12 protein-coding genes are annotated in these 13,639 nt (G+C 48.0%); 7 read left to right on the top strand and 5 right to left on the bottom strand.

The features are described from left to right. Positions 1-3: 3 nt before the first annotated feature. The 5 genes from ASG02_RS00180 (at position 4) to ASG02_RS00160 (ending at position 5,316) form a co-directional block, all read left to right on the top strand. Entirely contained in the window at positions 4-687 is a 684-nt protein-coding gene (locus tag ASG02_RS00180; protein ID WP_035412143.1) for a response regulator transcription factor, read from the top strand. Beyond that, positions 684-1,955, top strand: coding sequence for a HAMP domain-containing sensor histidine kinase (locus ASG02_RS00175; protein ID WP_056059893.1), 1,272 nt, complete (start codon positions 684-686; stop codon positions 1,953-1,955). The genes ASG02_RS00180 and ASG02_RS00175 overlap by 4 nt, the downstream gene beginning before the upstream one ends. 67 nt (positions 1,956-2,022) lie before the next feature. Further along, complete coding sequence (locus ASG02_RS00170; RefSeq protein ID WP_056059890.1) at positions 2,023-3,102, top strand: site-2 protease family protein; 1,080 nt, start codon at positions 2,023-2,025, stop codon at positions 3,100-3,102. A gap of 150 nt (positions 3,103-3,252) precedes the next feature. Next, entirely contained in the window at positions 3,253-4,641 is a 1,389-nt protein-coding gene (locus ASG02_RS00165; RefSeq protein WP_056059888.1) for an MATE family efflux transporter, read from the top strand. 108 nt (positions 4,642-4,749) lie between these two features. After that, the gene (locus ASG02_RS00160; RefSeq protein WP_056059885.1) at positions 4,750-5,316 is read left to right on the top strand and encodes a 3'-5' exonuclease; all 567 of its coding nucleotides are present in this window, start codon (positions 4,750-4,752) and stop codon (positions 5,314-5,316) included. Positions 5,317-5,790: 474 nt separating this feature from the next. Here the strand turns inward: ASG02_RS00160 and ASG02_RS00155 are convergent, their stop codons facing one another. From ASG02_RS00155 to ASG02_RS00145, 3 genes are all read right to left on the bottom strand, one after another. Next, on the bottom strand, positions 5,791-6,906 hold the full coding sequence (locus ASG02_RS00155; RefSeq protein WP_056059882.1) for an NADH-dependent flavin oxidoreductase: 1,116 nt from the start codon (positions 6,904-6,906) through the stop codon (positions 5,791-5,793). 92 nt (positions 6,907-6,998) lie between these two features. Then, positions 6,999-9,089 (bottom strand): MMPL family transporter, encoded by a 2,091-nt coding sequence (locus ASG02_RS00150; protein ID WP_056059880.1) that lies wholly within the window; start codon positions 9,087-9,089, stop codon positions 6,999-7,001. Positions 9,090-9,158: 69 nt separating this feature from the next. Then, positions 9,159-9,953 carry a hypothetical protein gene (locus tag ASG02_RS00145; RefSeq protein ID WP_082478635.1) on the bottom strand — a complete coding sequence of 265 codons (795 nt, stop codon included), beginning with the start codon at positions 9,951-9,953 and terminating at the stop codon, positions 9,159-9,161. A 115-nt stretch (positions 9,954-10,068) separates the two neighbouring features. Here ASG02_RS00145 and ASG02_RS15390 point away from each other — a divergent pair, with 115 nt between their 5' ends. Then, positions 10,069-10,242, top strand: a complete 174-nt coding sequence (locus ASG02_RS15390) for a YycC family protein (RefSeq protein ID WP_069201452.1) — start codon at positions 10,069-10,071, stop codon at positions 10,240-10,242. A gap of 47 nt (positions 10,243-10,289) precedes the next feature. Here the strand turns inward: ASG02_RS15390 and ASG02_RS00140 are convergent, their stop codons facing one another. Together ASG02_RS00140 and pulA are read right to left on the bottom strand one after the other, a co-directional pair. Continuing rightward, complete coding sequence (locus ASG02_RS00140; protein ID WP_056059874.1) at positions 10,290-10,772, bottom strand: site-2 protease family protein; 483 nt, start codon at positions 10,770-10,772, stop codon at positions 10,290-10,292. Between the two features lie 184 nt (positions 10,773-10,956). Further along, a complete protein-coding gene (gene pulA, locus ASG02_RS00135; protein WP_235513987.1) occupies positions 10,957-12,963 on the bottom strand; it encodes a type I pullulanase in 2,007 nt (668 codons plus the stop codon). A 111-nt stretch (positions 12,964-13,074) separates the two neighbouring features. On the opposite strand from pulA, the gene ASG02_RS00130 reads away from it, so the two are divergent. Then, positions 13,075-13,569, top strand: a complete 495-nt coding sequence (locus tag ASG02_RS00130; protein ID WP_023469671.1) for a YajQ family cyclic di-GMP-binding protein — start codon at positions 13,075-13,077, stop codon at positions 13,567-13,569. Positions 13,570-13,639 lie beyond the last annotated feature (70 nt).

Raw genomic sequence — 13,639 nt, 5'->3', positions numbered from 1 at the left:
TTTATGTCAACCACCATCTTAATCGTTGAGGACGACGCGAAAATCGCACGCCTCCTTGAACTCGAACTCCAATATGCCGGGTACGCGACACGTGTCGCCCCCAACGGAAAAGATGGTCTCGCTGCCGCTGAGCATTCGGTTGATCTCGTCTTACTCGACGTGATGATGCCGGAGCTGAGCGGCTCCGAGGTGTTGCGCAGGCTCCGTGGAAAAGGCATGCACGTCCCCGTCATTATGCTAACAGCACGTGGAGAAGTGTACGATAAAGTCGCGGGACTCGATCTTGGTGCGAATGATTATGTGACGAAACCGTTCGAGATGGAGGAACTCCTTGCTCGGATCCGAGCGTTATTACGCACTCCGACTTCAACTAGTAACGCACCGCGCACGTTACAGTTCGCTGATCTTGTACTCAATCTTGATCGACATGAAGCATTTCGCAATGAAGGGCGACTCGATTTGACACCACGTGAGTTCGAACTTCTGACATATTTACTAGAAAACAAGGAACATGTCCTGACACGCGAACAAATCCTAAATCACGTCTGGGGGTACGATTACTTCGGCGAGACGAACATCGTCGACGTCTACATCCGTTATCTTCGCAAAAAAGTCGATGCCCACCCTCCAGCTTTGATTCAGACCGTTCGTGGGGTTGGTTATGTGCTACGGGAGGCAATCCCATGAAGCTTCGAACGAAGCTTGCTTTATCCGTCACCGCCTTTACGACACTCTTGTTATTCCTTTCATTCATCGTCGTGACACTCGTCGTCCAAAATCATTTAATTGAATCGCGTTATACCCAACTGGAACAGGCAGAGGAATTGATGGAAGATGATTCATCGGTCCGGACATTGCTGACGCTTCATGAGGATGCTGTCGTCTTATCGAACGAAAATGGACGCTGGGTCATCTCAAACGATGAAGATGGCGACGACTCGTCTACTGTTAACGGAGACGTACAAGCAAATGACCTCCCCGGTATCCCGCGCTCGAATGAACCTTTTAAGTCTGGCGATTGGTTCGGCATCGTCTATCAGGATCAAGCCTATCTGTTCGAAGATGAGAGCGTCGATGATACAGTCTCGACACTCGTTTTGACCTTCACCATCGTGTTGGTCGTTGGAATCATAATAGCGTTCATCAGTAGCTTCTGGATTGCTTATCAGACGCTCCGCCCGCTCAGGCAACTAAATGATACGATGCAACGAATCTCCTCTTCTGGAACGCTTGAGACCGTGCAGACCAAACGTGATGATGAGATCGGTCGCCTCGGTCGCGTCTTCAATCAGATGATTGGTCGTGTCGATCAGACGATGGAACAACAACGGCAGTTCGTCGCGGATGTCTCGCATGAAATGAAGACACCCTTGACCGTCATCGAGGGATACACTCAATTATTGAAACGCTGGGGCAAAACGAAGCCCGACGTACTCGATGAATCGATCGAACATATCTTGCAGGAGACACATGCGATGCGGACGACCTTGATTGAGCCTATGCTCGAATTGTCTCGTCTCGGTTACGAGGAAACATCTGTCGAAGTGATTGACTTAGCAGAGCTTGGAAGCGAACTCGCTGATCGGATGTATCACGCAACAGGGACGATCATACCTGTTGATGCCTCCGGAACGATTCGGGCAAATCGCGAAGCGGTGTTACGTATCTTGACGATCTATATCGATAATGTCCTGAAGTATGCTACTTCACCAGAATTGCACCTGCGCAAAGAACGTCTGGCTGTCCTTGATCGGGGAACGTCTCTAACGGACGAAGAACGCGCTCGGTTATTCGACCGGTTTTACCGACTCGATGCAGCACGCGATCGTTCAGGAAGTGGACTCGGATTGTCGATTGCTGCAGCTCTAGCGACGACGCATCATTTTAAGGTCGGTAGTGAAGCCCGTCAACCAGATGGCAGTTGTTTCTATCTGATTCCCGAGCAGTCTGAATGAAACTTTTTCTACATTTGTGTCGTACACTTAAGGAAGAACGTCACATGATGAAAGAAGGAATTTCACGATGGCTAAAAAACGTTGGGGTGGACTTGCTGTTGCCGGCGCCTTTCTCTTGACGAAAGGAAAGGTCATCCTTGCCTTATTGAAATTTTCAAAGTTCGGAGGCACTTTGATTTCGTTCGGAATCTCTCTTCTCTTTTACGCTCAAATATTCGGTGTTTGGTTCGGGGTCGGATTGCTCTATCTCCTATTCATTCATGAGATGGGACATCTACTCGCCGCTAAACGACTCGGTTTTAAGACCGGTCCTGCAATTTTCGTTCCGTTCATGGGAGCCGTCATCGGCATCAAGGATACATTTCGAACGCCAAAACAAGAAGCGATTCTCGCGTATGGTGGACCACTCGCTGGTCTCGTATCCCTGATTCCGCTTGCGATCGGATATGCTGTGACGGGAAATGACTTCTGGCTCGTCATCTTCCACCTCGGGGCTCTATTGAATCTCTTCAACCTACTTCCCGTCAGTCCGCTTGACGGCGGACGGATTCTTGCGGGACTTCCGATCATCGTCTGGGTCGCGGGACTTGCTGCCTTGATTGCCTACGGTATTACCCACTTTAGTCTGATTTTGCTCTTGATTGCCTTTTTAGGCGGCAGTGCCGTTTGGAAAAGGTATAAGTTCGCGAAACAATATGAGGCGAACCGGTCGACCTTAATGTTGTACCGTGCCGCACGTGAACGCGTTTTACGGGCAAAGGCAGAGCAAGAACGTGCAGACGCTGAAGTCGCACTTGCTCCAGAACTAGAAGGTGAGGAAGAACAAACAATCGAGAGTACCTACGATCCGATCGCTTGGTCGCTTCGTCTCGATTTACAAGACTTGCGACAAGCGAGTCCGGAAGATGCACACCAGGAAGCAGACGATCTGTTACGGTATCAATATGATGCCGCCAACGATTACGATGCCTTATTGCGACGGATCGATCAGCGGATTGAACCACTTCGTCTTGCTGAAGAGTCTGTTCAGTATCATCAGATGCCGAAAAAACAACAAACGATCACGCTCCTCGCTTATTTGGCGCTCGGTGCTATTTTATTCATTGCTTTCGAATATTCGAAAGGTTACCTGCCTACACCATCTTAAATCGAGATCCATCGGATGCGCTTCATGGCGCATCCTTTTTTCATAGAACGAACACATTGACTAGAGTGATTTCTTGCATCTCGTTAAAGAAGCGACTACTCTGAGTAAAACCCTACTTACCACTTGTCTAAAATAGGAGGTCCTCCTTCCATGAATAAAAACACTGCCCGTTTGGGTGAAGCACCTGTCAATCAGCTTTTACTTAGTCTCTCTTTACCAGCGATGGTCGGGATGCTCGTCACGGCACTCTACAATATCGTCGATACGATTTTCGTCGCTCAAGGAATCGGTACGGCTGCCGTGGCCGCCGTCGGAATCGCTTTCCCCGTCCAGCTCGTATTAATGGCAATCGCCAACTCGATCGGGATCGGTGGTGCTGCAATTGCGTCACAACGACTCGGTCAAAAACAAACAGATAGTGCCAGTCGTGCTTATGCCAACGTCTTGATGGCTGTTTTCTTCATCAGTATGCTCGCTATCATCAGTGCTTTCATCTTCGTCGAACCGTTGCTACGTCTCTTTGGAGCGACGGATGAGATCATGCCGTACAGTATCGCTTTCTTACGCGTCCTCTTGATCGGATCTCCTTTCTTCATGTTGACGATGGCGTCGAGTGCGATGCTCCGCGCAGAAGGACGCGCGAACTATCAGATGCGCGTCATGTTGACGACGGTTGCGATCAATATCGTCCTGACACCGCTGTTCATCTTTGGTCTTGATTGGGGCATCCAAGGTGCTGCACTCGGGACAGTCGTTGCGCAAATCGTCGGTGCGTTACTCGTTTTTCGATTCTTCTTTACGAAACGCCGACAAACTGGCTTGACGCTCAATCGGAGTGCTTTTAAACCTGATTTCCGATTAACGTTCCGGATGATGCAAATTGGATCATCGTCGTTCATCATGCAAGTCTCTCAATCCGTTCTATTCATCACCGTCAATCATATGCTCGTCCGGTACGGGGGTACGACAGAACTAGCAACGTTTGCGGTCATCAATAAGTTCATGGCGCTCGTCGGTATGCCGATCATGGGGATCGTGCAAGGGATGCAACCGATCGTCGGGTATAATTTCGGATCCCGGCAGTTTAGTCGGATGTCGCTTGCCATCAAGTTGGCAATCCGCTACGGCTTATCGTTATCGATCAGCTTGTGGTTACTCATTCAACTGTTCCCTCGTTTTTGGGTCGGCTTGTTCACAGAAGAGGCGACACTTCTACAGGAAGGCTCGAGTGCGATGCGTATCTTATTCGCCTTATCGTTCGTCTACGGAATTCAAATGATTGTCAACGGAATGTACCAATCGCTTGCAAAAGCAAAAGTCGCTTTATTCTTGTCCTTGTCACGCCAAACGTTATACACGATTCCACTCGTCTTGATATTGCCAGTGTTCTTCGGTGTCAATGGTGTCTGGTTCGCTTTTCCGATCGCTGATGCAATGGCTGTTTTGACGGCCCTTGTTTTCGCCTATAAAGATCGCGTTCTGTTATTTAAACCGGAAGAGTACGTCGCAGAGGAACAAAAAGTCGCTACCGCGAAGTGAATGGAATGGATCTAAGATCGTCTGCTTTGCAGATGGTCTTTTTTGATGGACTTCCAGAATACGAACATGTATTCTGTTACTAGTGAATGACAGAAAGGAGCCTGCTGGATGTATACATTAGCAATTGACTTTGAAACGGCAAACCGAAATAGCCGAAGCATTTGTGCGTTTGGTTGGTCCGTTCTCTCGAACGGTCGTGTCACGGAGAGTAAACAGGTCTTAATCAATCCAGAAGAAAATTTCGATGCTGGAAACATTCGGGTCCACGGAATTCGTCCGAGCGATGTCTTTGATGCGCCGACGTTACCTGAAGCAATGGAAGCCCATGGCTTATACGATTTGATTGCCGGTGCTCAACTGATCGTTGCTCACAATGCATCATTTGATATGGGGGCACTCCAAAAAGCGATTCAAAAATACGATATGTACCAGATGCCCGTTTTCACCTACGGCTGCACGGTCAAATTATCCCGCAAATTGTATCCTTGGTTGCCGAACCATCGATTGAATACGATGGCAGAGTTTCTCAACGTCTCTTTCCAGCACCATGATGCGAAAGAAGATGCCTACGTCTGTGCGTTACTCTTAAACGATATGTTGGAACGGACGAATCTACAGGATCCGGTCACCTTGCATACGTTTTGCGGCGTTCGGATGGGACAGGTTGCATATTAAACAAAAAAACACTCTAGACACAAAATCTAGAGTGTTTCAGGTTTGTAGACAACAGGGATGACTCCAAAAAATGACGCGTCTTTTCACGCCCTTTCCTCAGGCGAGACACAAGCCAGTTTTCCCGCTTCGAGCAGGAAAACGGGTCTCGTTTGTCTCTGACAGCGCATAATGCGCTTTTTCCTGTAGGAGTGGCGTGAAGCGCGTTATTTTTTCTAGAAGAAGGATTCGAGAAGCGCGTTATTTTTTCTAGAAGAAGGATTCGAGAAGCGTTTTGTTCACTCGACATCGCTTCCTAGGGAAAAACAAGCAAGAGCGACCCTGCAACGAAGCGAAGCGGCGCGATGCTTGTCCCAGGAAAACGATGCGAGACGAACAAAAAAGCGCAATCCTTCTCGTTAGAGAAAAATTGCACTTTACCTTCAGTCTCAAAGCACTCTAGACACGAAATCTAGAGTGCTTTTTGATGCTGTTCTATTATTTGCTTGCTTGTTTGATCGGGAACCAGCCTGGACGGCTTGTGATACCTGCCCATAATGCATCTGGAACGACGAGTTCTGCTTGTGCTTCTGGATCAAGTTCTGTCCGGATTGACGCAAGGTCACCCGCTTCGACTTTCTCAACCCATTTCGGTTCCATGATCAGTTCACGACCAAGAGCGATCATTGGAACGACAGCCAAACCTTGTTCGACTTCGTCCGCTGTGTGAAGCGATCCGACACCGATGATAGGTACTTGTTCACCAACACGTTCTTGAACGAGTGTAATAGGTGATGTCGTTTCATTTTCATCACGAATTGAACCTGCGAAGAAGTCCATCACGGAAACGTGCAAGTAATCGAGGTCTTTTTTCGCCAGCTCATCGACGAGGCGCATCGTATCATCGAGTGTGATTCCTGGATTTTCAATTTCTTCTGGAGAGAAACGGTATCCGACGATGAACGAAGGATCTTGTTTCGCGACAGCTTCGACTGCATCTACGACTGCTAATGGGAAGGCGAGACGTTTTTCTAAGCTACCGCCCCATTTATCTTCACGACGATTTGAGTGTGGTGAGAAGAACTGTTGGATCAAGTACGTGTTTGCACCGTGAATCTCAACACCATCAAATCCAGCTTCCATCGCACGGCGTGTCGCTTGACCGAATGCTTCGATGATTGCTTCGACTTCTTCTGCCTCTAACGCACGTGGTGTCATCGCACCTTCACGCACGGGTGCAATAGCACTTGCACTGACCGTTTGCCCACCGACGAGTTCTGGTGGTGCCATACGACCAGCGTGGAAGATTTGTAAGATCGCTTTTGCGCCTTTATCTTGAATCGTTTTCGCGAGTCGCTTCAGACTCGGCACGAGATCGTCACGATGCGCACCAAACTCATTCGGGAATCCTTGACCGTCTGCTGTGACGTTCGCACATGCTGTAATGACAGCGCTGACGCCACCTGAACGTTCTGCGTAGTACGCGAGTTCCGCATCCGATACTTCGCCGTTCTCTTGTGCCGCATAGTTCGTCATCGGTGCCATCAAGACGCGGTTTTTCAGCGTCACACCGTTTGGTAGTGTAAATGGTTCAAACATTGCTTGAGTTGCCATGAGTGAAGTGCCTCCTCTAATTTCTTGAATTGAATATCGACAGTATACGCTCGTCTTCCTCTGAATAGCTACTGATGTGCTTACGCGATGTGTCACTTGCGGATCGCTTTACGACGCCCTCCCGGCCACCACCAGTTCCAGTGACCAAATAGCTTCATCAGTGCGGGGACAAGGAGCATCCGGACAATCGTAGCATCAATAAAAATTGCAAGCGCGATACCGACGCCAAGTTGTTTGATCGGACTAACACCTGTAAAGGCAAACGCACCAGTGACGACAATCATGATCAAGGCAGCGGACGTAATGATTTTACTCGTCTTCGCCAGTCCCATCTCGGTCGCATGATCGTTATCGCCCGTCTCGTCATAATATTCTTCCATTCGCGAGACGAGGAACACTTCATAATCCATCGATAAGCCGAAGACGAGTGAGAAGATGAAGACCGGTGTTAGAATGCCGATCGTCTCCTGCGGAAGAACTGCGCCGGACTCGAACAAGACGACGAGTAATCCAAACGTTGCTCCTAAACTGAGCAAATTCATCAGAATCGCTTTGATTGGAATCAAGATGGATCGGAACGCGATTAGCAGAATGATGAATGTCGCCAAGACGACGACACCGATAGCCAGTGGGAGTTTCGATTCAATGGCATCATAAATTTCCTGATTAAAGGCTGCTGGTCCCCCGACAAGGTAACCGTCCGCCTGCACCTTCCGTACCCAGTCTTGCGAAGTAGCATCGCCGGGATTTCCTTTTAAATTGACGTTGATCCGTGCTTGATCGTTCTCTGATAGAAACGGCTTCAGTGCATCGCGCCCAGCCGAAACAGCGAGTAACTGCTCGAGCGGAACCTGTTGCTGTTCCGCGATCGTTGCGGCGGACACGACGGAACGCACTTCTGAATCTGATTCGAGTCGAATCGTCACATCTTCGATTTTTTCTCGTCCCACCTCTGAGGAAGCATCCGCAGACAAGATGAGAACGGCGTCCGTTCCATCGTTCCCGAATGTTTTTTCCCACGACTCAAAGGCCAGACGCGACGGATAGGATTCCGGCAGGGCAGTTGCTTGCGGAATGTTCAACGTCAAGTCACGTAACGGAAATAAACAAGGTAAAAGAAGTAATAAAGATAGAATCGTCACTGTGACAGGGCGCTTCATGACGAAACGTGCGAGGCGGCGCCAACGATCTTCTCCACGACCTGCTTGTTGCCGGAAAAGTCGTCCTTTTTCTAGTACCTTCCCGAAAACGATTAATAGTGCCGGTAATAATGTCAACGCACTGACAACCGCCCCGAGTACCGAAACGAGTGTTCCGATTGCGACAGCGCGGAAGACATCAACATCAATCAACAACAATCCGGCAAGTCCGACGAATACACAGATTCCGGAAAATAAAATCGAGCGTCCTGCCGTCTCGACCGAACGAATCGCTGCCGACCGAATCCCTTGTCCGTCCTGCCGTTCTTCACGGAACCGATTAACGTATAACAGCGAAAAATCAATGCCGAGCGCCAGCGAAATCATTGCGACCGCATTCAAGACGAAGATCGATAACTCTTGTTGTCCGGCAACGAAATAAAGAACACCGGCACCAAAAACAAAAGTGACGAGTCCCATGATCAAGGGTAAGATGGCGGCAACGGGTGTACCGAAAACGAGTAGTAAGACGATCAATGCTGCTGGAATTCCGATTAACTCAGCTCGGATGAGGTCATTTTTGGACGCTGTATTCAAATCATCAACGACGACCGGTTCACCCGTTAGCCGAATCGTCCCGGTACCATCCAGTTGACGTGTGACCGCTGTTGCCCATTTCGCATCAAGTGTTGGTACACCGACTGTCACGTATCCCTTATCGTCCCGCATCGCTCGCGGATTTTCGACGGGACCAATGACGTTCCCGACTCCTTTGATGTCACGGAAGCGCTCGACATGTTGTACCATCGTTTGTCGTAGATTCTCTTGATTCTCAAATAGGACGATGATCGTATGTGGATCCTGCCCAAAATCTTGAGCGAGCACCGTTTCGACACGTTGAAAATCACCGTCACGTGTAAATCCATTTCCTTCTAGACGATCGGGTAATTGATATGCAAAATAACCAAGCACGACGAGTAGAAGCCCCCAAACGACCAACACTCCTCGAAAATACGCACTAATCAGATGACCAAGCCGTTCCATGATGCGTCTCCTTCCTGTATAAACGTACAAAAAACATCCTTCTTGCTGAAAAGCGAAAAGGATGTTTCATTACGTCTTTTGAAAAATTTGAACCCATGTGTTGCCGAATGTAGTCGATGTCGACACGATCGCAAGACGCCGCGCCTCTTCATCGAGTAACACACTTTTGAGTAAAACGGAGGAGTAGCATCCCTCGAACTTATATTTCAGCTGACTCTTCTCATACAAGTAAAACCGAGAGGAATCGGTGATCGAAAACAATTGGTGCCGGTGGTCAACGAGTGAATACTCCGCGTAATCCGAAAAAGGAATGATCGATTCCTGATTCGTCGCGGCATCCCAAATCACATACCGTTCTTGTAGATCATCATAGGAGATGATCGTCGTAGGTGCGATGAATCGCTCGAACGTCAAACGTGTATCATATCCTCGCTCAACTAAGCGTCCGAACAGCGGCGCCTCTTCATAGTTTGAGTACCGCCAGTCCCCTGTTTGAATGTTCACACAGACGACGTCCGTTTCTGCCGTGTATAGGAAGATTTCATCATCTTGCCACAAGAATAAATTACTGAACCATGCTTCGGAGAAAGCAGCGGGTCGCTTAATGTAATTTAAATGCCCTTGCTCTAAATCCAATAAACCAAAATAAGCTGACTCTTCAAATACGATGAACAATCGTCCACCGCCTGGCTCAATGTACCAGGAGAATGGAACATACGCACATGCTGTTTCCCACAGTGGTCTTAAATCCGCATCACATTTCATAAATCCGTGGCGATCTCGAAAAAGAAGCAAATCCTTCCCGATGCGATCAAACAGTGAGACGGATTCATGGAGTAACAGCTCTGCAGCAGGTTTATACATATGCATCACTTCCTACTTCATACGGTATCAACCTTCTCAGTTTCTCGCTACTATTGATGCGCTCGGCTTGCACCTCCTGTTATACTAACTTCATGGAAAAAGGAGGACGAACACGATGAAACCTTTACAATTATCCGCAGAGACAGCTGTCGAACTTGCGAAACGTCTGAACGTACCACTTGAACAACTAATGCATATGCCACGCCATATCTTGATTCAAAAGCTCGTCGAACTCGAGCAGGAACAAGCGAACACGGAACCTGATTCGTCTAGCGAATCGGAATCTTGAGTAAGTAGCCTCTTTTCCAACGGTGGAAGGAGGCTTTATTTTTTATCTTAGGATTGCGGATGGTATTCTGATTTACCGTACCGGAAGACATTAATGATCGCTTTCCCATCACTCGGATAACCGTTCGGATGATCGATCGGGAAGAGGGAGAAAAAGACGAAATAAAACGAAAAATACGCGAATTGATAGGTAAAGATCGACGCCTCGAACACACCGGCGTAAATCAGACCATTGATGGCTAAGATACTCGCCACGTTTGCAATCGATCCACCGGCATAAACCAGAATGTTGGCGAATTTCGTCTCTTTACGTAGTGCCTCATATTGACACCAGCCATCCCAAAAATAGACGCGATTCAAACGAATCGGACCAACACGAAGCAACGACTTTCCTGAACCGATATTGATCTCCATGTTTCCGCCGAATAATCGGGCAAAAAAGTAATGTCCCATCTCATGAATCAATGTCACGATAGGCAATAGTAAAAAGAACGACAAAAAGAATTTCCATAAATCACCGAAACCGAACATACAACGTACATCCTTTCACATCAAAACAACATTTAAAATACTACATATGAATTGTTCCCGAAAGATGTATGTTCAAACAATCTTTCAATGATTTTCGTAAGTCAATTGTATGACAGGCTGACATCGGACTGTCATCCGCACACAAAAGAAGGACGAAGCCATTTAGTGCTTCATCCTTCTCCATTTAATCGGTTTTCTTTCGACGCTTGTTCGCTGCGTACAACAATCCGATGATCGTCAGTGCTGCACCACCTGCTACCGCGTATTTCTTGTAATCTGCTTTTCGTTCCGCAATGACCGTAGTCGTCAATGCTGGAACGACTAACTGTTTTTCTTCGTGCAACCGTGGTGCGTGTAATTTAACGGCACCCGACTCAACCAACACCTCGAATTCACCATTTGGCAATTCAATCGTGATATCTTTTTCCGTCGCATTGTGATAGACACGCTGCCGTTCGACGTATCCTTCATATGTTCGCTTCAGTTCAAAGGCAATGACACCTTCCTCTTCTTCAAGGAAACGAAGATGTTTTTTGATCATCGCCGCGTTTGCGAGACGGAACATCGGATACTGACGACGAAGGGCAATCAATCCTTTGACGTACTCGACTGCTGGACGCTCTGTTTCTGCCCGTTCATAGTCGAGACGATTCACGACCTCTCCGGCATTGAAGCTGTCACGAATACCGTCTTTCGTCCGGAAGAACTCTTGTCCGGCATGGAGGAAAGGAATCCCTTGTCCCGTCAAAATGATCGCATTTGCAAGCATTTGCCGTTTCCGACGAATCTCTTCCGTGTCTTCTGGACGAGACACCGTCAATTTATCCCAAATCGTCAAATCATCATGAGCCTCGACGTACGAGACGACTTGATTCGGCTCATCGGCAAACCCTTGCGAAGAGACGTTACCAGCGATTCCCCGTTTGACTTCACTCGTCCGGTCAAATGCACCACTGATGAAACCACGGTCTTCTGGCGTTTGGACGTCGCCTTTGACCCCGTCCCGTAAACCGTTGTTGAAATGAGCGATTCCTGGCATCTTCGGTGCGTTGAAATAGTTCGCTTTTTCTTCCGGATCAAGTGGCGTATCGAGATCCCAGCCTTCACCGATGATCAGAATCGATGGATCAATCCGGTCAAGTGCATGGCGCACTTGATTCATCGTCTCAACATCATGAAGTCCCATTAAGTCGAAGCGGAACCCATCGAGATGGTATTCTTTCGCCCAGTACGTCACACAATCAAGAATGAACTTTCGCATCATCAGACGTTCAGATGCAGTATCATTTCCACAGAAACTACCGTTTGAGAGACTCCCATCCGCCTCTTGACGATAAAAGTATCCAGGAACGAACTGACCAAGCGGAACCGTCGCCGCATCATACGTATGATTGAAGACGACGTCCATGATGACACGGATCCCGCGATCATGTAACGCCTGCACCAATTGTTTTAATTCAAGGATCCGCGTTCGTGGATCATCCGGATTCGAGGAGTACGAACCTTCCGGCGCAAAGTAGTTCACCGGATCATAACCCCAGTTATAGTTATCCGGGTCGTTCGGCGCTGTCTCATTGACCGAGCCAAAATCATAGATCGGTAGTAACTGGACATGTGTCACACCGAGGTCTGCCAAATAATCAAGCCCTGTCAATCCACCATTTGGTGTCCGTGTCCCTGCTTCCGTCAGTCCAGCGAACGTACCACGTGCAACGACACCACTGGCCGGATGACTCGTTGCATCGCGTACGTGTAATTCATAGACAACTGCGTCTTGCGAAGAATGGAACAATGGACGTTCTTCAATCCATCGTTCTGGTGTCACACTGGTCGGGTCAATTAATGCGCCGCGCTTTCCGTTCGTTCCGACGGCTTTCGCATACGGATCGACCGCCTCGACCTTTTGTCCGTTGATGCTCGCTTGAAACGTATAGAAATAACCTTCATATGTCGCTCGATCGAGTTCAACGACGTACGTTCCTCGTTCGTCTGCCACCATCTCGACCTCTTCGACTTTTCGTGCGCGTAGTGTCTTGTAGAGACGAATCACGACACGTTCTGCTGTCGGCGCCCACAAGCGCACGTGAATCGCTGTCTCTGAGAAGGTCGCTCCTAAATCATTTCCACTATAGGCAAATCGCTCATCCAGTTCTTGCGGTGTGAGCGTCAACATGTCTGCTGTTTGTTTCAAAGCCAAGCACCCCTTTCATTTCATGGTTTTTATTATAACAAAATTTCAAAGCAGTGGACGCTTCCGGTATTCCTCTCTAAAATAGAGAGTGGAATGAAAGGGGAGATTGAAATGGCAGCAAAAGATAATTCATTTGATATCGTGTCACAAATCAACATCGAGGAAGTCAAGAACGCGGTCCAAATCGCACTGAAGGAAATCACGAACCGCTTCGACTTCAAAGGTTCAAAGAGCGACATGAAGCTCGAAAAAGAGGATTTGATTCTAATCTCAGATGACGATTTCAAACTCGATCAAGTCAAAGATGTCTTAACAGCAAAATTGATCAAGCGCGAAGTCCCAACCAAAAACCTGCAGTATGAAAAAGTCGAGCAGGCTGCCGGGAATACGGTCCGACAACGTGTCATCCTGAAAAGTGGAATCGACCGTGACGACGCGAAAAAGATCAACAATGCCGTCAAGGAATCGAAATTAAAAGTGAAGACACAGATCCAAGATGACCAAATCCGCGTCACAGGTAAATCACGTGACGACTTACAACAAGTCATGCAGATCGTTCGTGAGCTTCCATTATCAGTCGATGTTCAATTCATTAACTTCCGTTAATCGATTGATCTGAACGCTCATATTCAAAAGATAGGCATAACGCATTTTCGGGTATCTCCTTAACAAAGGA

Source organism: Exiguobacterium sp. Leaf196 (assembly GCF_001423965.1).
GTDB lineage: Bacteria > Bacillota > Bacilli > Exiguobacteriales > Exiguobacteriaceae > Exiguobacterium_A.
The sequence above is the reverse complement of the archived record's forward strand: the minus strand, read 5'-3'. Positions and strand labels throughout refer to the sequence as shown.